The sequence below is a fragment of the Streptomyces sp. NPDC001868 genome (assembly GCF_040297125.1).
In the GTDB taxonomy this organism is placed as follows: Bacteria; Actinomycetota; Actinomycetes; order Streptomycetales; family Streptomycetaceae; genus Streptomyces.
Genome location: NZ_JBEOYO010000021.1, coordinates 26,332 through 46,810 on the forward strand (window position 1 = coordinate 26,332; position 20,479 = coordinate 46,810).

The window sequence follows — 20,479 nt, forward strand, 5'->3', positions numbered from 1 at the left end:
CGCACCAGATGGTGAACGTGAACGAACCGAATCTAGAGGAATGGGCGGAGGAGAGGCGTCAGAACGCCATCGATATCGCGGACATGCTCGGGGTCCCTGCGGAGACCTACTCGCGTGACCCGATGAGCGTCATTCCGGCTCTGAACGACTACGTGTCCCGCGCTCCCCTGGACGAGTTCGAGGAGTCCGACTGGGTCACCCTGCATCTGGACCTGGTGTCCTTCGTCGCCGACTTCCTGATCCAGACGTACGGCGCGCGCTGGCTCCTCGTGGACGATCTCGCAAGCCCCACCGGGTACCGCTACGTCGTCGAGGCTACCGGGCGCGACGGACTGATCCGCCGGGTCGATCCGATCGATGTCGTGAGAACGGAATTCGCCAACCGCCCGCTCGAAATCACCCGCCTACTGGCGAGCGCACAACTCACTCTGGGATTGGCATCAGAGATCGAGAACAACGGTTGACGCTGTCCACTGTCCGCGAGTAGGCGCACCTGCGAGGAGTCGCAGAGACAGCTATTCCTCGAAGTGACACAGCCGAGCGACGCTCCTGGCTGCACTCGGACGACGGCCACTCCGCCCCCGCCCTCCGCCAGACCGCGCCCGCTGAACGTTCCCGGACCACCCCGCAGCCGTCGGAGACCCACTTGTGACCAAAGACGCCGTCGCCCTGACCCCGAAGATGCCGGACACCCGCACCCTGCTCGCCGGCCTCTTCGCCGGCGGTCCCGACTTGGGGCTGACCTCCACCGGTGACGGCGGCGTCCTCCAGCTGTGTACACGCGTCGGCCGTCCCCTGGTCTCCGTCGAGGCACCGCTCCTGATCCACATACCCGGCGAAGCGGAACGCCTCTTCGGCAGTGACGTGTCCGCACCCCCGCCGCCGTACTGGTGGACTGAGGCTCGCGCCTCGGCAGCCGTACCCGAGGCAGAACCCCTCGCGGGCTCGGTGTGCGGGCGCCTGACCACGCTGCTCGGCGGGACGGTGTGGCCGCGCGCCGCGGGTACGACACGTGTGGTGGCCATCCCGCAGGAGGAGCCGCGCAATGACGCACAGGACGTCGTCGCTCCGTCCGCTCTCGACGTTTCCTCGGTCGATGTCCTGACCGAGTCCACAGCGGTCGTCATCTCCGACCGTCCCGTCCTCCCCTTCACCACCTGGCTCTCCGACGTCCTGCGCACCGCGAGTGCCACCAACCGCGCCCTGCACCTGGTCACTCCACCTCAGGCCCGGCTCACGCTCCCGCTGCGCACAGCGCTCAGGGGAGCCCCCAACCGGTGGGTGATCCAGGCCCCGGCCGGCGGCTACTACGACGGCCTGTCCGGGGTCCCCCTCGCCTGGCAGCAGGGCACGTTCACCCCGACCGGCGCGACAGTCGCCCCCGCCTTCACCCAGCAGACCGAGCCGACCTCCGAGCGCCAGCTGACCTTCACGTTCCGGACGGTCCAGGCCCCAACCGCCGACCTGCTCCTCGGCCGCGGCCTGGAGACCGCCTGGCGCCACCTGACAGGCGAGGCACCGGTGGGGTGGAGCACGTCGGAGCCGGTCAACCTGCCCTGGTCGCCGCGCCAGCTGACGGACCTGGCCCGAGACCGGTCACCAACTCCGACCCACCTGGTCGCGATCGGCGCTCCGGACCGTCCATCCATCGCCACCCTCCGCATAGCGCGTACGAAGGCCGGCGTCGCCCAGGACATCACGCTCACGCTCGGATACATGTCTGCTGCGGACGTTCCCCTGGACGCCGTCGAATCTCTAGCGTCCGCGCTGGTCGACGAGCATGGTCTGGTGTCTATGCTCACCACGCTCCGGGCAGCTCGCGCAGACCTGACCTTGACCCCACGTCTGGAGGCCCCGCCCATCCCGGTGTCCTTCACCCTCGGCGCCCGAGACGTCAACGCCATTGGCCTCGCCCACGCCCGACGGCCACCCGTCGCCCTGCGCCCGCGACAACTCGGCACGCACGCGCACCCTGCCCTGCACTACCCCCTGGGTGACGGAACCGACGCCGACGCATGGACCGCGCTCCAACACCTCACCACCCACCTCAAGGCCGCTCCTGGAGCGGAATGAATCGGCCTGATGAGGAAGGAGCGAAGCGTCGCCTAGCGCAATCCAGGCAGTGCAGCACCGGAACGCCCTTGAACAGAACACCCTGTTGATCCCGAACCCACGGTAGTGGTCGCATCGCTCGCCGAGGGAGCTGTGCCACCGCGTCGACGCTGATCACTTCCCGTTCGGCCACCCTCGTGGGTGACCGGCCCGCTCGTATGTCGGTGTCGGACTGCTGCGCAAGGACGCTGGTGACTTCCTGCTCGACGGCGCGCAGTCGAGCGACGAGGATCTCGGCGTACGGCGTACGGCGTACGGCTGACGGCTGACGGCTTGTACGGGGCGGAGCCGTGGCGTATGACCGCCGCGGACTACGAGTACCTCGCGATGGGCACGGAACCGCACGGAGCACCACTGCCTTCGCTCAGCGGCACGCCGGTCGAGGTGACGTGGGACGCGGAACTGGCTTCGACCATGGAGGCGTTGGGGGTCGCCCCTGCACGAGGATGCGGCGCTGGACCTCCTCCTGGAAGACCTCGCATTAGGCAGGAAGGAAACCATGAGGCAGGAAGGAACCATGGACGACCTCACCAAGGCGAACCTCAAAGCGCTGGCCGGCGCTCGCTCCTTCGAACGTGGGCTCGGTTACCTCGACGCGGTATCCGGGGTCGAGGTCGGTGACGGCTGGGTGACCGCGAGCGTCCACGGCACGGAGCGGTACGAGGTGGAGCTGACGCTGGACGCCCCCGGAGGGCTGGGCGGTGAGTGCGACTGCCCCTACGGAATGGAGGGCAACTTCTGCAAGCATCTGGTGGCTCTCGGCCTGACCGTGCTCGCCCAGCGAGAGAACCTGCTGCGGCAGCGGAAGGCGGCCAGGCACCGCACAGAGGATCTCTACTCATGGCTGTCCGCGCTGTCCAAGGACGAGTTGCTCGCCCTGGTGAGGGAACAGGTCGGCGAGGACCGGCAGTTGCGGCGCCGCCTCGAGCTGCGGGCCGCGACCGCCCGTGGAGACCACGCCGGGGTCCGGGCGCGCATCCGTGAACTGCTCGACGTAAGCCGGTTCGCGCAGTACGGGTACGTCGAGTACGCCGATGCCCGCGCCTACGCCGACCAGGCCGGGCAGGCGGTGTCCGCGATCGGGGCGCTCACCGGCGCCGGACGGGCCGCCGACGCGATCGAGCTGACACGGGAGGCGATGCGGCTGCTGGCCGGGGCCGCGGAGAGCGTCGACGACTCCGACGGATGGCTCGGACAGGTCGGTGCCGACCTCGCCAACGCCCATCTCGAAGCCTGCCGTTCCGCCCGTCCGGACCCGGAGGAACTGGCGCACTGGCTGGTCGGCCAAGCGCTCGACGACGGCCTCACCGACATCGATCCGCTCGACTACGAGGACATCCTCGGTGACGCGGGCATGACCGTCCTGCGGAAGCTGGTGGTCGAGGCATGGCGGGACAACCGCGCCGGGTGGGCCGAGAAGTACCTGATGGAACGCCTGGCCAAGGCGGGAGGCGACATCGACACGGTGATCGCCGTGCACGCCGCCGACCTGACGCCGAACGGCCACACGCACCTGGTCATCGCCCGCGAGCTGGACACCGCCCGGCGCCCCGACGAGGCCCTGAGCTGGGCGGAGCGCGGCCTCCGGGAAGCCCCGGACCTCGCCGCCGTCGACACCGCCCTCGTCGACCACGTCTGCGAACGCTACACGCAGGCGGACCGGCTCCCCGATGCCGTCGCCCTGCGCCGCGACCACTTCGGCGCCCGCCGCTCCCTGCTCGCGTACCAGCAGTTACGCGCCGCAGCACGGGCCGCCGGCTGCTGGCCGGCCGAGCGCGCTGGCGCGCTGGCTCTGTTGCGCGCTGACGCGGAGCGACGGCGACACGGCGGGTACGGCGGCTCCGTTCTGGTCGACGCCCTGCTCGACGACAAGGACGCGGCCGCTGCCTGGCAGGCCGCCACCGACATCGGCGCCGACGACCGACAGTGGCTCACTCTCGCCGACCAGGTTCGCGCCGACCGCCCCTCCGACGCGCTCGACGTCTATCTCCGCCTGACCGAGCCGCTGACCACGCAGACCGGCAACGCGGTCTACGAGCAATTCGTCGGCCTGCTGCTGAGTATCCGGGACTGCCACGGCCACCTGGGCACACCGGACTCGTTCACCGCGTACGTCGCCGCCCTGCGCGCCTCCCAGAGGCGCAAGCGAAATTTGATGCGGCTGATGGACGCACAGGGGCTATGAGCCGGGGGATCGGCGATGGCGGAGAACTGGTCAACGTGCGGCATGGGTCGGCGAGCCGCTCCACACATGCTCGGAGACGGTGGAGACTCGGTGTCGACGGAGCGGCTGTCCGACCCGGCTCGCCACCCATCAGAGTGAGTGGGTGACGATGCGACTCGTGTCTAATTCGTGGTGAAGCGCACGGGTTCCGACAGCACCGCCTGTGCACCGTCGAAGTCGGCGAGCCTAGCCGACAATGTGGCTACGGCCAGACGCTGGGGAAGCGCGGCCGAGAACTTCAACCCGCGCACTGCTCTCTGGTCGACATCGGGGAGGACCAGCGAGGGTCCGGCCTTCGCGGAATCGAGCGCGGCGCGCCACATATGCGGGTTCAGGTTCTCCCGCAGACGCAGGTAGCAGTCCGTCGGGCGCTGTACCGGGTCGGCGATCGACGGCAGCGTTGCGCCCAGCGTCGCGTTGGCGCGATATCCCGCCCACGTCCACCAACGGACGTCATTGCCCTGCCGAGCCACCAGCGTGCCACCGGGATGGACCAAGTGCGGCGCATCCTCGTCACACCATTCCTGAAGGCAGGCCTCGGCTCGCCGGGTGAGGGAGACAGGCGGATCCGCACCCAGGAGGACATCCCGCATGGCCCGCGTCAGCGCGTACGACAGGCCGGCGAGCGTGCCTCCCGACCACTTGGCGATTCCGCCGCTCTCGACGGGTTCCACGAAGACACGTTTCCGTCCCCAGTCGATGAACGTCACCTGCCAGCTACGGCCGGCCAGTAGCAGCCGTCGTGGGCCTGGACGTTCCTCGGTGAGTACGGAGGGATCCATCCGGCCGATCTCGGTGCGCCCGGACAGCACCGTGAACTGCGGTGGCGCGGTGAATGAGGCGGTCAGCTCGATGAAATGCCTACGCCCGAAACGGTGCTCGGCCTCGGGGCCGATGAACAGCATGCCGCCGTCTGTGTCCAGGAAACCCTCCTCCGTCAGGTGACGCAGGATGGGGGCGGCCGAACGGTCGAAGGGCGCGAGGCCGTTCCACTGCTCGGACCACAGCTGGTCGCCGAGTTTGTGTTCCTGGAGTGTTGCGGCGAGCAACTGTTGAGCGACCAGGTGGCGTGGTTCGGGCGGCGGGACGACTGGTTCGACCCAGCCGCGGCCCCAGAGGAGGAGCAGACCAGCAGCCTGCAGCAAGGTGTCCTTGCGCGTGGCCAGGAACAGGCAGTTTCGGGTACTCCCCGGCCGACGCCCTGTACGGCCGATGCGTTGGAGGAACGAGGCGACAGTGCCGGGCGAATCGATCTGGACGACCCGGTCCAGGTCGCCGACGTCGATGCCCAGTTCCAGGGTGGAGGTGGCGACGATGACACAGTCCCGTGCCTCGGCGAAGGCCTGTTCTGACCTTGCTCGCTCGTCGGCCGAGAGTGACGCGTGCGAAAGGAACACCGTCACCTCACGCGCCCGGAGCGCGGCGCCCAGTTCCTCGACCTGCCGTCGGGAGTCGCAGAACACCAGTCGCTTCTCGCCCTTGTGCAGGACTGCGAGAACCTTGGCCGCGTTGGAAAGGGAGCCCACGTAGTCGAGTTCGATGTCTCCTGGCGGCGACGCGGTCACGCCGCTCGCGGAGCCCTCGCCGGACGCGTGGCTCGTGATGTCCGGGGCGACGACCCGTCCCGGGCGTCGGCCTGTGCCGGACCCTTGCAGCCAGATGAGCAGTTCCTGCGGATTCCCAACGGTTGCGGACAGTCCGATCCGCTGGATCGGACGCCCCGCGACGCGTTGCAGACGCTCGAGCACCGCCAGGAGGTGCCAGCCCCGGTCGTCGCCGGCGAACGCGTGGACCTCGTCGACGACGACGGCTCGGATCCCGCCCAGCAGGTGTGCGTGGTCCGTCTTCACACCGATCAGCATCGCTTCCAGCGACTCGGGTGTCGTCAGAAGGATGTCGGGCCTGTCGGTACGGATGCGCTGGCGCTGGGACTCTTTCGTGTCCCCGTGCCACAGGGCCGCGCTGCGGCCGAGCCACTGGGCGTATCCGTCGACGCGGGTCACCAGGTTGTTGAGAAGCGCCTTGAGCGGGCAGAGGTAGAGGACCGAGGTGCCGGTCCAGCCCTGGGCGGACATGGCCGAGAGGATTGGCAGGCAGGCTGCCTCGGTCTTGCCACCGGCCGTGGGCGCGAGCAGCACGGCGTCCTCACCGTCCATCACCGGATCGATCGAGGCTCGTTGCAGAGGTCGCAGGTCGGGCCAGCCCAGGGTGTTGACCACGTGATGCAGGATGACGGGGTCGAGCCTGTCGACGGGGTCCGCGGCCGACGTCATCACAGGTCCAGGTCGATGTCGTCGGCCGACGACGATGCGGCGAGGTTCCGTTCGACGTCGGTGAGTTCACTGCCGCCTACGGTGAGCCGGTAGTGCTGCCGGGGGTCGAAGTCCGGGAACTGGTCGATACGGTCGAGGACGTCGCCGACCAGCTTCTTGAGAAAGAGCCGGGGCGCGACGCCCACCTTGCCGCCGAGGGCTCCGCCCACCGCACGGGCGAGAGCCGTGATGTACGTGTCGTCCGCCAGGGCTTTGATCCGGTCGGGGGAGTCCGCCCCGGACGCGTAGAGATCACGGATGGTCACCCCGAGGCCGGTCAGCGACTCCAGGGTGAACCCGGACAGGCGCAGCTGGACCGCCCGGGGGTTGTCGAACCGAGGATCGGTCGTGAAGTCCGTGGCGAGTCGCTGGGCGAGAGGTGGGAGCCGCTGCACGCCCTGCTGACCGTCGTAGAAGGCGGGTGTGCCGGTGATGACCAGATAGAGGCCGGGGAACCGCCCGGAATGGACTTCGTCGATCAGTTGCCGCAGCGCGTTGAGCGCCTTGTCTCGGGCGTCCGACCGGACTCGCTGGAGGGTCTCCACCTCGTCCAGTACGACGAACAGTCCCCGGTGGCCGGAGTCCCGTAGGACGGTGAGTAGCCCTTGCAGGAAGCCAAGTGCCCCGAAGTGGTCCAGGTCGCCGCGCACCCCTGCGGACCGGCGGGCCGCCGCCGCCACGTGGGGCTGGCCGCCGAGCCAGGCGAGGACGGCGGCCGCCGTCGACTCGTCCCCTTCCGCCAGCGCGGACCGGTATCCGCGCAGTGCGGCCGCGAAGGACGGGGCGTGCCGCGACACCTCGGTCAGCCGGGCGGCCAGCAGTTCCTCCACCGCGCTGCTCAGATCGTCCTCGTCAGCGCCGGCGGCGAGAGCGTCCTCCTCCAGGGCGTAGAACCAGGCGTCCACCACGGGTCGCAGGGCACTCGGCGGGAAGCTCGGGGTGGACAGCCGCTCAGTGAGGCGCCGGTAGACAGTCTCCAGCTTGTGCAGCGGAGTTTCCGTCTCCGAGATCTGGATCTCGGAGACGGCGAAGTTGCGCTGCTTGGCGCGTTCCCCGAGCCAACGGATGAAGAACGTCTTGCCGGAACCGTACTCGCCTCGCACGGCCTTGAAGACCGAGGCTCCCGAAGCGACCGCGTCGAGTTCCGCGTCGAGCGCGGCCTCGAAACGGTCGAGGCCGGTGGCGAGGAGATCCAGGCCGCTCTCGGGCACCGCGCCGCGCCGGAGCGCGTCGAGGGCGGTGCGCCGCCGGGCGGCGGAGACGGGAGAAGGGCGCGGATCGATCACTCGCTCATTGTCCCATCTGCGCCGGGTTGCGGACCGTGCTCCTAGGTCACCGGGGACGGCGGAGGCTGCCGTATCCCAGGTTCGCCGTGAGGTAGGTGACGAAGTCGCTGCTCTTCGCGGTCTTGTCAGGCCCCGACCGGCTCTCCCGCTGGAATGTGTCGAACTGTTCCTGGAGTGATGTCCACAACGACTCAAGGCGCGTGGAGGTCGGGAAGACGTCCTCCCGGGCGGCGTTGTTCAGGGCTTCCGGCTTGCTGAACACACGTCCCACGAGGTCCACGGCACCGAGCAGGGCGAGGTGGAAGCGGAGGTTGGTGTGCAGTGAACGGGCGACGGGATCCGATGCCGACTGCAGGAACTCGTCCACCTGCCGTTGCGCTTTGGCCAGCCACAGATAGACGGGGAGTTCTGTTTTGTCGGAGAAGACGCGGCGGTAGTCGGTGTCCGACTTGAGCAGGCTCGAAGGCCGGGCGCGGGCATAGTCGGGCTGACCCAGCGCCATGGCCATCACGGACTGCGCCAGCAGGGGGATGCTGACGATACGGTCGGCCGACTTGCCCTGGTTTCGGTAGAAGTTCTTGCGCCGGTCGTAGAACCAGTCGTGTTCGAGGAAGTACGACTCGATCTGCCGCTGGATGTCGTCCGTGGCGCGGAGCGAGGCGACCGGCACGCTGGTCTGCCGGTTGGTGGCGCGAATGACGGAGTCACGGGCCGCCTGGTCCACCGTGACGAGGATGCGGACCTGCACCAGCCTGTCGAAGACGGGGTCGGCGGGATCGCTCAGGTAGAGCTCCTTGAGCGTCTCGTGGAGCGTGTACGAGGTCTGGAGACCGTTGACTATCTGTACGTCGGAGAGGCTGAGCCGTTTCCCGATGGAGGTGGCCTGTGAGCACACGATGGTGATGCCGTTGTTCAGCCACCAGAACTCGGGTGCTCCGGGGTTCTGGAGAGATGCCGTGATCTCCCGGTTGACCTCGACGTTTCCCTGGTAGTCGCGGACGTTCCAGTCGAAGATGTGGGACTTGATCGCCGCTGTTTCGTCGCTGAGGAAGTCGATGTACTCGCCCAGGGAGACGAGTGCGATATGGCTGGTCCCGTGGGTGATGCTCTCCCGGTAGGGGAGCTCCAGGGTGTACGAGGGGAGGGTGCTGGCACGCTTCCAGAGTTCCGCGGGGCCAAGGAACTCCACCTCGCCGGTGGAGATGGCGAAGGCGTTCGAGAACTGCGCCTCCAGGATCTTGGCCTTCGCCTGGACCTTGGGATGGACCTCGCTCGCCTCGCCGCGCGTCACGTACGAGAACTTGATCAGGACGGTCGGATGACGGGTGAGGAGTCGCAGCAGCGCCGTCCTGAACAACCTGAAGCGGGCGAGCAGGTCTTCGGTGTACAGGATCCCGACGGTGGCCTCGTCGACCTCCATGTCCAGGAGGTTCGCGCAGGTGGACGCCACCTTGTCCAAGGCGACTTCGGAGAAGCCGGGGCTGGTCTTGGCCTGGACGAGCCAGAGCGTCAGCTGGGTTCCGGCCTCGATGTTCGAGACGGGTGAACCCGGCTGGAGGATCTCACTGTCCTCGTGCAGGAGCCGGCCGCCGAGGAAGACGTACGCGCCGTCGATGCCACCGTCGTTCGCCCCACCGATCACACCGGCTTCGATCTCCTCCTCCGAGAGGCCGAAGCCGTGCAGCGCGTGTTCACTGGCGAACCTCTCGAAGGCCGCGTCGAACGAGAGAGGGACGGCGCGGGCGGTGCGGCGCTCCTCGATCATCTGGTTGATCAATACACGGTCGTTGGCGCTCATGGCTCCCGGCTCATCGGTGGGCGACAGGACTGATGAAACGTCAGGCTAGGTCGAACTGCACGCGGAGCAGGGGGAGATCGAGGCGGACGGTCCGCCCGTCCGGCAGCGTCTCCAGGACCTGCACTCCGTCGTAGTTGAGTAGTTGGCGCAGGATGGCGGCGAACCCGTCGGCGCGGGTGGTCGGGTAGGACACGCGCTGGGCGAGGGCTGTCACCGGCAGCGTGCCCCCGGCGTCGAGCAGGGCCCGGATCGCTCCTTCCACCTTGTCCATCGGCGGTTTGCGCGCGAGCAGACCGATCTGCCCCTGGAACGCCTCCGAGGCGAAGAGGGCCGATACGAGTGCGTCGTCGGGACCGACGAGGGTGGCGGTCACCAGTGTCTCCTCCTCGGCGGACGCCGGGACCACGGCGACTTCGAACAACGAGTCGTGCGTACGCGCCAGTTGGGCTTGGACCTTCGTCGGCTTCTGCCGGGTCGGCCGCTTCGCGGTGGCCGCCGGGGCGGGTGAGACGGTGGCGGGGAGCGGCGTGGGCTCCTCCAGGAGCCACCAGGTCGGTCGCTGATCCCCCAACTCCCGCCAGGACGGAGGAGGGGACGCTTCGAACCGCAGGAAGGCCAGGACCGGAATCGTGAACTCGGCGAGGGACGCACCGCCGTGATAGCCGGCCTTGCGAGCCGTGTACCGAGAGTCGGCGTCCCACAGGGCGACGATCGATCCTCCCGGCTGCGGCGCGACCACCCGGGTGCCGTGCAACGCGACCTCGGCGGGGCCCGTCTCGCCGTCCGGGGCGCGGTGTCGGGCGGACAACGGCGAGCCGGTGTCCACCTTCACCCCGTGCCGGTCGACGACATGGCCGTGGTCGCTGGTGATGACCACGGCCATCCCCTGCGAGGCGGCGATCCGCAGCAGGTCCGGAAGGCCCGGGATGTGCCCGGTCTGCCAGGCCCCGTCACCCAGCTTCTGTTCCTTGGCGAGCCGGTCGTCGATCGCGTTGAGGACGACCGCGACATGCGTACGGCCGTCCATGAGCGCCTCGGTGAGCGCGGGTCCGAACGTGTCTCCCGCGCTCTCGGCCCGCAGGTCGTCCTTGTGGAACACGGCCGCGGGCGCCCCGCCCCAGAGCGGGAGGGCGGGGAACAGTTGCGCTTCGTCGTTCTGCGATCCCTGCGTCAGTCTGCCCGCGAACAGCGAAGTACGGGACACGGAGGTGAGAGTGGGAAGAGCCGCGGCCATGGCACGGCGTCGCGGAGGTTTCCCCACCTCGGCCACCGGATCGAACTCGGCCCAGGAAGCACGCAGTTCCTCGCCCAGCTCGGTGGCGATGGCCGCGCTCATCCCATCCAGGACGATCAGCAGCACGCGCCGGTCGGTGCTCCGCACCACCGGCTTCACCACCCGCTCCAGGAACGTCTCCACCGTCAGCATTCCGCCGGGATCGGTGCCCGCGGCGGTCCAGGTCGCCAGGACGCGGGCGAAGTCGCGGTCGATCTCGTGTCGGTGTTCCCGTACACGCTCGGCCAGCGTGTCGTAGGCGGCCCTCAGCCGGTCGTCGGGGTCCCCGCCGGCCTCGATGTGCTCCAGGGCCCGGTCGACCCATGCGGTCTCGTCGACATGGCGCTTTATGGCCGCGCCGACGTGAGCCGCGTCCACCGTCGGCTCGGTGCCCAGCCACAGGACGAGCCGCTGCGCCATGCGGGTCCGCTCGATCCGTGACCGGACCTCCGGTCCTTGCGCACGCCGGTGCTCGCTCAGGGAACGCACGGCCATGTCGAGCGGTCCCGGCTCACCGGTTGCCAGGGCCGCCCCGACCGCGGTGAACCTTGCGTCCAGACCGGCCGGCAGGAGGGGGCTGGTCCTGGCGGCGGCTTCCGCACCGAACTGGCGGACCAGCAGCGAGGCACGCTCCAGTACCGTGTCGCTGGTCCGGCGGGCCTCGCGGGCTGCTTCCGCGCCTGCGCCACCGTCTCTGGCGGCTCCGGCGAGGAGCGTGCCGACGTAGTCCTCCGAGGCCCGGCCGAAGGCGGCCGCCATGGCGTCGAGCTGCTCGCCCCGAGCCGGCGGGCGCTCTCCGAACCAGCGCTCCGCGCGACCGCGCGCCGTGTAGACGGCTGCGTCCGGTTCGGCATGGCACCACAGCGCGGCGCAGACGAGTCCGAACGCCACGGCGTCCGGTCCGTGCTCGGCCTCGACCAGGGCCAGGAGCGCCCGTCCCGGAAGTCCGGCGCGGTCGTCCTCGCCCAGGAACTGCGCCAGGCCGCCGCGTTCGGGGCCGCGCAGCGCCAGAAACAGCTCCGGACGTCCCGGAAGCAGGGACCAGCCCAGCAGCGCGTGCGTGTCGAGCCGGTCGGCGGACGTGGTGTGGTCCTGACGGGCCGCCTCGTCCTGGTAGCTGCCCAGCCTCAGGCGTCGCAGCGCGAGCGCGGACAGCGCGGTGCCGCGCGACAGGATGCCGCCCCCCAGCCGGGGCCAGCCACCTCTCGGCGGCGCCGCGTCCAGCAGGGCCTCCGCGGCCCATTTGTCGTCCCTGAGCCGCTGGTCGACCTGATGCGCTCCGAACGCGTCCCGCACCACGTCCCAGCTGTCCACTGTGTCGATGCGGGCCTTGTGGGCGCGGGCCAGGATGGCGGGGTCGAGTTCGTTCTGTTCGCGGTCGGTCAGGACGACGAGCAGGGTGGGCCCGGTCGCCGTTTCCGACAGATGGCCGAGCAGCAGCTCGTGCACGGCGAGCGGGGAGGGCGCCGCCGCGATACGGGCGGACTGCCCGTCGCCCCAGGCGTGTTCGGCGGGTCCGTCCCACTGCGGTGTGGAGCGCAGCAGGACGGCCCGCCGCCGGTCCCGGCCCGCGAGAGCGTCGGCGAGGGAGCTCTGGGCGGAGAGGTACTGGGTGATCGTCGCGAGGTTCAGCCGCACCGCCACCGTGCTGGTCGTCGCGGTGCTCATCCTTCGACGACCCGCCAGGTGATCTCGACCGCGGTGCCGGGCTCACGAGCTGCCAGCTCCGCGATCTCCGCCTGGAGTTCGGCCACCGCGCGGGCCGCCGTGGTCCGCCCGCCGCCGGAGCGCTTCACCCGTCCCGGGGTGGACGGAGTCGTGCTCGGCGTCTGCTCGGAGACCGGTGGGTGACTGCTCGGGGTGTCGAGCGGTACGTCTCCGGGGCGCGGAGCCGGGGGAGCAGGCGGCGGAGTCGGCGTCGCGCGGTTGCGCTTCACCAGCGCCAGCACCTCGCGCTGCGTCCGGGTCAGCGCCTCCTTCAGGTCGTTGGTCCGCTGGTCGCTCTGCGCGGCGTTGCGCAGGGACTCCAGCAGAGCCTCTCCCTCTGGGCCTTCCGAGGTCGCCAGGTCGAGGGTGGTCCAGGACGCCGAGTCCAGCGCCTGCGCCACCGCTCGGGCCTGTTTGATCGAGGTCCCGAACCGGTCCGCGCCGACCTCGCCGAAGTCGAAGCCGGCCAGGGCCTCGACGGTCTTCCGGGCTCCGGCGGCACCCTGACCGGCCGAGCGCGTGAGTTCCTGGAGCAGTTCGACGGCCCGCCGTGCGAGGGCGAGGCGCCCGCCCTCGGCGGTCTCGTCGAGCTTGAGGAAGCCGGCGTGCCGCTCCAGCTGGGTCACCAGCTCACGGGCCGCCTCCTGGTGGGCGCCCGCCTGCTGGGCGATCTGCCGGGCGAGCTGGTTGACCATGCGGCCACGCCGCAGCGTGGGGGCCGGCTCGCCGAAGACCGCCGTGAACCGCTGCCGGGCGGACGCCCAGTCCTCCTCCGAGGGCAGTGGCTGGCTGCGCAGCGCGTCATGGTCCTTGATCTCGTTCAGCGCGGGTGCCGGGTCGAGCGGGGTGCCGTTGCGCACCCACACCCGGTCGTCCATCTCGGCGAACGAGGCCACGACCAGCCGGGCGAGGAAGGCTGGAAGACCGCGCGGCGTCGGCCGGTCCGTCCAGTCGGTGAGGGTGATCAGGCTGAGGTCGCCGGTGACGCCCTGGCCGCTGGCGAGCTGCCGGAAGTGGTCCGCCCAGTAGTGCGACAGCTCGAAGTACGCCTCCTTCTGCTGTCCCAGCCGCAGGGGAGCGGCCACACCCCGCATCAGGTGCCGGTCGGCGGCGGGAACTTCGGCCCGCCCGTCGCGGGCCTCGGCAGCGGCCCGGACATGGGTGAACACCCTCCTCGCGTCGGCAGGCTTGACAACCGGATTGCTGCCGCCCGCCTCAAGTACCGGGTGGTCCGGATACTGGCTCGCGAGCAGCTTGCCGGCGATGTGCCGGATGCCGTCCCGCAGCGACTGGCCGAAGGACAGGGTCAGCCCCTCGACCTCGCGCAGCGACTGCAGATGCTCGCCGAAGCCGAGCTCCACATCGGTGGCCTTCTTGTCCGCGAGGCCGTACGCCTGTTTGAAGGCGGCCTTCACGTTCTTGAGCAGCGACTCCCGCTGGGTCTCCAGGAGCCCCTTGGCACGGGCCCGGTTGTCGGGGCTCAGATGGCCCGCGTACTGGCCGTCGAACCGCTGGCTGTCGGAGAGGGCCTTGTCGATGACGACGAGGCGACGGAAGTCGGCGTACCGCTGGTGGGAGAGGTGGGTGGGCAGCCAGGCGACACTGCGGGACGGCTCGCCCTGCCGCTCACGCAGTCGCTGCATCCGGTTGGCGTCCTCGCGCGGTCCCCACTCGCTCTCGTCGAACGGGAGGTCGATGACGATCCGCCAGTGACCGTCCTGCTGGGGCATCAGGTCGTGGTCCGGCAGCGTGTCCTCGTCGGCCACATTGCCGAACACCACCTCGACACCGCGCTCGGTGCCCCGCCACGCGAACTGCAACTCGTTGATCAACTGTGACTGGTCGATGCCGAGTTCCTCGACGAGGATCCGCTTGGCGAGGGCCTCACGGTTGCCGGGGTTGTCGTTGACGTTGGCGTTGGCGATCACCGAGTCGACGTCGACGCCGGACAGTTCGAGCCGGACACCGGGGTTGGCCTCGGTGCCGGTCTCCTTGATCTCGGGGAAGCGGCCCGCCCACTCGGCGACCTTGTTCTTCAGGATGCCGTACTCGCGGCCCGGGATCGGGGCGACCACCGAGCCGTAGTTGAGCGCGGACAGGCGGCGGATGGTCAGGTCCGACAGGGCCGGGACGCTTGGGGCGAGGGCCGACAGCAGCAGCGTGCCGACGATCCGGTTGTCACCGACGAACTGCTTGATCCGGGTGAGCAGGTCCGGCTCGGTGACGCTGTCGGGCCGGTGGGCGTACTGCTCGATGTCCTCCTCCGTCACGTTGTGCGTGAGGAGGAGATACGGCCGCAACTTGGTCCGGTAGAGCTTGTCGGCCGCCTCGAAGACCACCTTCAGGCTGTCGGTGAACGGCTTGTCGCCACCCGCCGTGATCAGCGGGTACAGGTCACCGACCGGGATGAGGTCGCCCAGTCGCAGCTCGGCCCGATGGTCGGCGAGCAGCTGCCCCATCAGCTTCATGCCGGTCCGGTTGCGCTGGAGCGCGGACGACACGTGCACGAGGGTGTCCATGAACGCCGGCGAGAAGGGGTACGTCAGCCGGAAGCTCTCCTCGTCCGCGCCGATGCCATCCGCGCCGCGGTCGGAGCCCAGGAGCGTGTCCCACACCTCCTGGCGGATCCTGCGGGTCTTCTCGAACTCGGCGGTGACGAGAGCGGCGGACTCGTCGTCCTTGGGCTTGAGGAGGCGGGCGTGGGCGACCTGGGGAAGGTTGCGGTCCTCCAGCGTGATCTTGTCGAACCGGCCCGAGGCCAGGTTGAGCGTGTCCTGGATGGACGCCTCGGCCGCCCCCGACACCTCCTCGCCGACCAGCTCGCGCAGGTCACGCTGGCGGGCGATGAACGAGATCACCGGGACCGCACGGCGGGCGTCGCCGCCCTCCACGAAGTTGGTGATCTTGCCGGCTTCCCGGGCCACGAACTTCTGGTCGTGGATGAGGGTCGCGAGCCACAGGATCAGCTCGTCCATGAAGAGAATCAGCCCGTCGTAACCGAGCGCCTTGGCGTGCTCGGCGATCACTGACAGGCCGGCGTCGAGCGAGACGAATCCGTGCTCGTCCTCGGCGGCGTTCTTCGCGAAGCCCGGCAGCAGGTGCGTGCTCGCGTCCTGGACCAACCGCGCCCGCAGCTCGGCCGGCGTCGAGGGGCTGACCAGGTTGAGCGCCTGACCGCCCTCGTGGATCTCCTCGGCGGCCAGGGCGGTGTCGAGCAGCTGAGGTGTCCAGCCGAACGCCTCGCCCCACTCGTCCTCCTCGTCCGCCGCGCCGTCGCCGCCGTCCGCCGAGGTGAGGCCCCCGATCACCGCCTGGTCCCCCAGGCGGGATCGCATCGCCCGGATGTCCTCGAACAGGGCGTCCGTCCGGTACACCTGTGGCGTCGGCGCCTCGGGGTGCAGCTTCTTGACATGGCTGACGTACCCGCCCAGGACCCGCTGCTCCAGGGCCTTCGCCCCGAGCATGTGGTACGGCACGAGCAGGAACCGCTTCCCCTCCGTGCCCAGCCACTCGTGCTTGGTGAGCACCGGGTCCAGGTCCGTCCGCCCACGGGCCGCCGGGGCCCCGCTGAGCAGCGCGTGCAGCACCGCCATGAAGTGCGACTTACCGGAACCGAACGACCCGTGCAGGTAGGACGCCTTCGATGTGTGCCCGTCGAGCGCGGACCGGATCAGCCCGAGCGCCTCGTCGAAGTTCTCCAGCAGCCGTTCCGTGACCACGTAGTCCCGCAGCGCGCGCTCGGCACCCTCCGGGGTCGTCGCCTCCGAGAGTTGAAGCACGAAGTCCGACGTGGAGATGGACTCCTTGATGTCGATGACATCGCGGAGCAGGGGCGGCTGCTGGACCATGAACGATCACTCTCCGACGGGCGGCTGCGCGGGCTCATCCGATCGTATGGCGTACCACTGACAACGGATGACCACTTTTCGCACACGAGCGACTACACGAGGGCGGGCGCCTCCACCCCGGACGCCGGCTGCACGAGCGAGCGCAGCTTGTCGCGCGTCTCCTGGTCCGTCGAGTAGATGATCGTGCCGACCATGCCCCGGGTCAGCAGCACCTTGTAGGTGTTGCGGATCAGTCGGTTGATCTCGCTGTCCGGCGTCGCCTTCGTGAAGATCGGGTCCTTCGACGCCGACCGCTCTACAACCCAGTGGTCCGTACGCCACACCAGGTCGGGCCCGATGATGACGCCCGACCAGTCGTACTCGAAGCCCTGCGCGGTGTAGACGCAGCCGACCTGGCCGAAACCGCCCGGATCGGTGGCCCACAGAGGCGAGCCCGGCGCACCGAGCACGGACCGGTCGCCGTACACGTTCCAGGGCCGCGCCCACTGTCCGATGACGACGTCGGTGGGCAGCTCGGTCATGCCGGGAGTGACCTCCCTGGTCCACTTCCAGCAGTAGCCGGCCGACATCCGCGCGCTGTAGTCGTCCGCCCGGCGGGCGACGAGGAAGTCCTCCAGCTCCTGCGGGCTCTCGGCGGTCCGTAGATCCAGCTTGCCGTCCGGCTCCCACGGACTGGGTGTGCCGCCCTCCAGTCCGAGCAGGTCGACGACCCACTTCTCGTACGCGTCACTGCCGCCGCACCGGAACTGTCCGTCCAGTTCCACGACCGTGCACTCGAGGCCCTGGGCGGCGGCGGCCCGCTGGATCTCCGCCTTGGTGCCCATCTCGCCGGGCCGCACGACCTGGTGCTGGTCGAGCAGGAACACCGGCACCCTGGCCGCGTCGATCAGCTCCGCCACCTGCGGTCGGCCCGTGCGCAGTTCCGCCTTGGTATAGCGGTTGGCGGAGGTCTTGCGCAGCCGGTGGGCCTCGTCGCAGATCAGCACGTCGAGGTCGTTCGGCTCGGCGTCCATGAAGCTGTTGAAGTACTTGAACAGGTCCCGCACGGCGGGCTTCCGCGCCCCGGCGATCTTGCGCATGGTCTTGGTGAACGACGCGGACCCGGTGGCGTGGAACGCGGTCATCCCGCGTCGGTACAGCTCGCCGAGGAGCGAGAGCGCGACCACGCTCTTGCCGGAACCGGGACCGCCGGTCACGACGACGACCTGCTTGTGGTTGGACCGCTTGGCCTTGCGTACGGCGGACATCACCATCTCGTAGGCGACCCGCTGCTCGGCGAGGAGGACGAACTGCTCGCGGTCGCGGATCTCGGCCGCCGCGACGGCCATGAGCTGCTTGGACGGCCGGATCTTGCCGGCGAGCAGTACGTCCGCCGCCTCCGCGCCGGGCTTCGCGGCGAGCCGGGAGCGTAGGAAGTCCAGGAAGGCGCCGCGCTGTTCGCCGGTGTACATCCGGCCGTGCTGGTCCTCCTTGACGCCCCGCAGCCCCGCGATGCGGGATTCGGTCGCGTTGTGCAGGAACGCCACCCCGGCCAGGGCCTTCGGCATCCGCTCCAGCGCGCCGTTGAACGACAGCAGGTACTCGCAGTAGCCCCGGACCTGCTCGACCGGGTTGAGCACGGGATTCGGATACGCGTCGATACGGCACAGCAGCGGCTCGTCCTCCTCCGGGTAGGCCGCGCTCCACTGCTTGAGTTCGACGATGACGTACGACGGCTCGCCCGTGGTCGGGTGCACGCCCGCGAGTACGGCGTCGGCGCGCTTGCTGGTGAGGGGCAGGCTGTATTCGATGAGGACGTCGACGTCGCCGAGCCCGGCGTCCATGAGGGCGTTGACGAGAGCCGGGAGGCTGCGTTCCCAGGACCTTATTTCCGACTGCCCGGCGTTACGGCCGTGCAGGTGACGGAAGTTCTCGGTCAGATGCAGCGCCAGCGACCCTTCGAGGATGCGAGCGGCCACGGACGACGCGGACTCACGGAACAGCAAGAAAATGCCCCCAGGCAGCACGAAGAAGACTCGTGCGGGTGGGGGCATGTCCTTCGAGGCCCGCCGCGCACTCTCGCGAGGCGGATCAGGAAGCCCGTCGGGCCGCTGAGATGGTTCTCGTCATCCTAGGTGAGCGTGTTGATCACCGGGAGGGGGTCGGTACGGAGTCGGCCAGGTTGGGGCTGTCATCGGGGTTGTCTGCTGCGGGCGTTCGCTTCGGCGACGAGGGCGCTGAGTAGCTCGGACGGGGTGAGGGCGCGGAGGTGGTTCGGGTGGGCGTCCCATTCGCGGCCACCGGCGAGGGGACGGAGCTGGACGTACGGGCCTACGTGGCCCATGACCTGCCCGACGCGGTCGCGGGCGGTGTCGTGGACGGTCTCGCCGACGCCGGGAATCCCGTCGGCGTCGCCCGTCACCCGGTGATTCCCTTCGTGATCACGTCCGCGAGCAAGTGGGCGACGGGGGCGGAGCACACGCCGAGGTGGACGAGGGCGTACGGGGCTTCGCCGTTGTGGTCATCCTTGCGGTCGTCCGCCCAGGGGGTGCGGATGTCCATCGCGGGGAGCTGGATGCCGGCCTGAGTGAGGGCGGCGGCGAGGGCGTCGCGGGCGTCGAGGGCTTCCTGGGTCTTGGGGGTGTGGGGAGCGTGGGGTGTGGGGGGCATGTGGGTCCTCGTCGGTGTGGTTGTTGGTGCGCTTCCACTGATTTCTTGTTGCGGCCGCGCTGGGCCAATTACGCTGAGTAGTCCGGGCGTTACGAGGATGCGTCCGGATGTGGGCGACCGGGCTGTGGACGGGACCGTGCTTCCCCGTCGTGCCGAGGTGGTTCCACACGTTCCACATCGGTCACGCGAACGTCCCGGAGGGAGCGGTATGCCGCAGCGACGCGTCATCACCGGCCGCAGCCAGGAACCCCGTCAGCGGTTCGCCGAGGAGTTGCGGACCCTACGGGCGGGGAGCGGGACGAGCCTGCGGGCCCTCGGCGAACGGCTCGGCTGGGACTGGTCGTTGTTCGGCAAGATGGAGAAGGGCGAGACCCTGGGGAGCCCGGAGGTCGTCCAGGCCCTCGACCAGCACTACGGGACGCCGGGGCTGTTGCTAGCGCTGTGGGAGCTGGCCGCCGGGGACCATACGCAGTTCCGCGAGCGGTATCGGCGGTACATGGCGCTGGAGGCGGAGGCGGTGAGCCTGTGGCACTTCGCGGTGAGCGTGTTGCCGGGGTTGTTGCAGACGCCGGGGTATGCGCGGGAGGTGTTGGCGGCGGGCGGGCTCAAGGGGAAGGAGCTTGAGCAGCAGGTCGAGGCTCGGATGGGGCGGCGGGAGTTGTTGGAGGGGGAGGATGCGCCGCCGTTCCGGACGATCCTGTCGGAGGCGGTGCTGCGGACTCCGTTGCGGGGTGTGGGGGAGTGGCGGGCACAGCTTGAGTACCTGGGGGAAGCTGCGGAGCGTCCCAACGTGACGGTCCATGTGCTTCTTCAGAGCGCAGGGCTGCACGGTCTCATGAGCGCCGACATGTGGTACCTGCTGCTTCCGGAGGGCAGGACTGTGGCGTATACCGAGAATGGATACCGGGGCGAACTCATCGAGGAATCAGGACCAGTTGTGCGTTTGCAGAAGACGTACGATGCGGTGCGCGACCTGGCACTCACCCCGGCTGAGTCGCGCAAGTTCATCCTGCGGATGTTGGAGGAAGCAACGTGCGATCCATCGACCTGACTGCCGCCTCCTGGCGCAAGAGCAGCTACAGCAACCAGGACGGTGGCGCGTGCGTCGAGGTCTCTGATGACTTCGCCGCTGCCGTGCCAGTGCGGGACAGCAAGGTTCCGCATGGCCCAGTGCTCGTGTTCCCGGCTGCTGACTGGTCCTTCTTTGTTACGGCAGTCAGAAGCGGACAGTTGGGCAACTGAACAGACCGGCAACGGCCCGCGATCTGCG

The 20,479-nt window shown here is 69.3% G+C and carries 14 protein-coding genes; 6 read left to right on the forward strand and 8 right to left on the reverse strand.

Annotation, left to right across the window (positions count from 1 at the left end; translation table 11 throughout):
* Nucleotides 1-8: 8 nt before the first annotated feature.
* From ABT147_RS24160 to ABT147_RS24175, 4 genes are all read left to right on the forward strand, one after another.
* Nucleotides 9-464: a hypothetical protein gene (locus tag ABT147_RS24160; RefSeq protein WP_351409480.1), complete on the forward strand. Its 456-nt coding sequence runs from the start codon at nucleotides 9-11 to the stop codon at nucleotides 462-464.
* 184 nt (nucleotides 465-648) lie between these two features.
* Nucleotides 649-2,073, forward strand: coding sequence for a DUF6177 family protein (locus ABT147_RS24165; protein WP_351409482.1), 1,425 nt, complete (start codon nucleotides 649-651; stop codon nucleotides 2,071-2,073).
* A gap of 366 nt (nucleotides 2,074-2,439) precedes the next feature.
* On the forward strand, nucleotides 2,440-2,733 hold the full coding sequence (locus ABT147_RS24170) for a hypothetical protein (protein ID WP_351409688.1): 294 nt from the start codon (nucleotides 2,440-2,442) through the stop codon (nucleotides 2,731-2,733).
* On the forward strand, nucleotides 2,630-4,297 hold the full coding sequence (locus ABT147_RS24175) for an SWIM zinc finger family protein (protein WP_351409484.1): 1,668 nt from the start codon (nucleotides 2,630-2,632) through the stop codon (nucleotides 4,295-4,297). The genes ABT147_RS24170 and ABT147_RS24175 overlap by 104 nt, the downstream gene beginning before the upstream one ends.
* A gap of 161 nt (nucleotides 4,298-4,458) precedes the next feature.
* Here the strand turns inward: ABT147_RS24175 and ABT147_RS24180 are convergent, their stop codons facing one another.
* From ABT147_RS24180 to ABT147_RS24215, 8 genes are all read right to left on the reverse strand, one after another.
* On the reverse strand, nucleotides 4,459-6,609 hold the full coding sequence (locus tag ABT147_RS24180) for a DEAD/DEAH box helicase (protein WP_351409486.1): 2,151 nt from the start codon (nucleotides 6,607-6,609) through the stop codon (nucleotides 4,459-4,461).
* Nucleotides 6,609-7,934, reverse strand: a complete 1,326-nt coding sequence (gene brxD, locus ABT147_RS24185) for a BREX system ATP-binding protein BrxD (RefSeq protein ID WP_351409488.1) — start codon at nucleotides 7,932-7,934, stop codon at nucleotides 6,609-6,611. The genes ABT147_RS24180 and brxD overlap by 1 nt, the downstream gene beginning before the upstream one ends.
* 46 nt (nucleotides 7,935-7,980) lie before the next feature.
* The gene (locus ABT147_RS24190; protein ID WP_351409491.1) at nucleotides 7,981-9,732 is read right to left on the reverse strand and encodes an AIPR family protein; all 1,752 of its coding nucleotides are present in this window, start codon (nucleotides 9,730-9,732) and stop codon (nucleotides 7,981-7,983) included.
* 40 nt (nucleotides 9,733-9,772) lie between these two features.
* Entirely contained in the window at nucleotides 9,773-12,673 is a 2,901-nt protein-coding gene (gene pglZ / locus ABT147_RS24195; protein WP_351409493.1) for a BREX-2 system phosphatase PglZ, read from the reverse strand.
* Entirely contained in the window at nucleotides 12,670-16,560 is a 3,891-nt protein-coding gene (pglY, locus tag ABT147_RS24200) for a BREX-2 system ATPase PglY (protein ID WP_351409495.1), read from the reverse strand. Before pglY ends, pglZ begins: the two co-directional genes overlap by 4 nt.
* 92 nt (nucleotides 16,561-16,652) lie before the next feature.
* Nucleotides 16,653-18,545, reverse strand: coding sequence for a DNA/RNA helicase domain-containing protein (locus ABT147_RS24205; protein WP_351409497.1), 1,893 nt, complete (start codon nucleotides 18,543-18,545; stop codon nucleotides 16,653-16,655).
* A 185-nt stretch (nucleotides 18,546-18,730) separates the two neighbouring features.
* Nucleotides 18,731-18,961 carry a hypothetical protein gene (locus tag ABT147_RS24210; RefSeq protein WP_502983145.1) on the reverse strand — a complete coding sequence of 77 codons (231 nt, stop codon included), beginning with the start codon at nucleotides 18,959-18,961 and terminating at the stop codon, nucleotides 18,731-18,733.
* A complete protein-coding gene (locus ABT147_RS24215; RefSeq protein WP_351409499.1) occupies nucleotides 18,958-19,209 on the reverse strand; it encodes a hypothetical protein in 252 nt (83 codons plus the stop codon). The genes ABT147_RS24210 and ABT147_RS24215 overlap by 4 nt, the downstream gene beginning before the upstream one ends.
* Before the next feature lie 208 nt (nucleotides 19,210-19,417).
* Between ABT147_RS24215 and ABT147_RS24220 the strand changes: the two genes are divergently transcribed.
* Together ABT147_RS24220 and ABT147_RS24225 are read left to right on the forward strand one after the other, a co-directional pair.
* A complete protein-coding gene (locus ABT147_RS24220; protein ID WP_351409501.1) occupies nucleotides 19,418-20,260 on the forward strand; it encodes a helix-turn-helix domain-containing protein in 843 nt (280 codons plus the stop codon).
* Nucleotides 20,242-20,451, forward strand: a complete 210-nt coding sequence (locus ABT147_RS24225; protein WP_351409504.1) for a DUF397 domain-containing protein — start codon at nucleotides 20,242-20,244, stop codon at nucleotides 20,449-20,451. The genes ABT147_RS24220 and ABT147_RS24225 overlap by 19 nt, the downstream gene beginning before the upstream one ends.
* Nucleotides 20,452-20,479 lie beyond the last annotated feature (28 nt).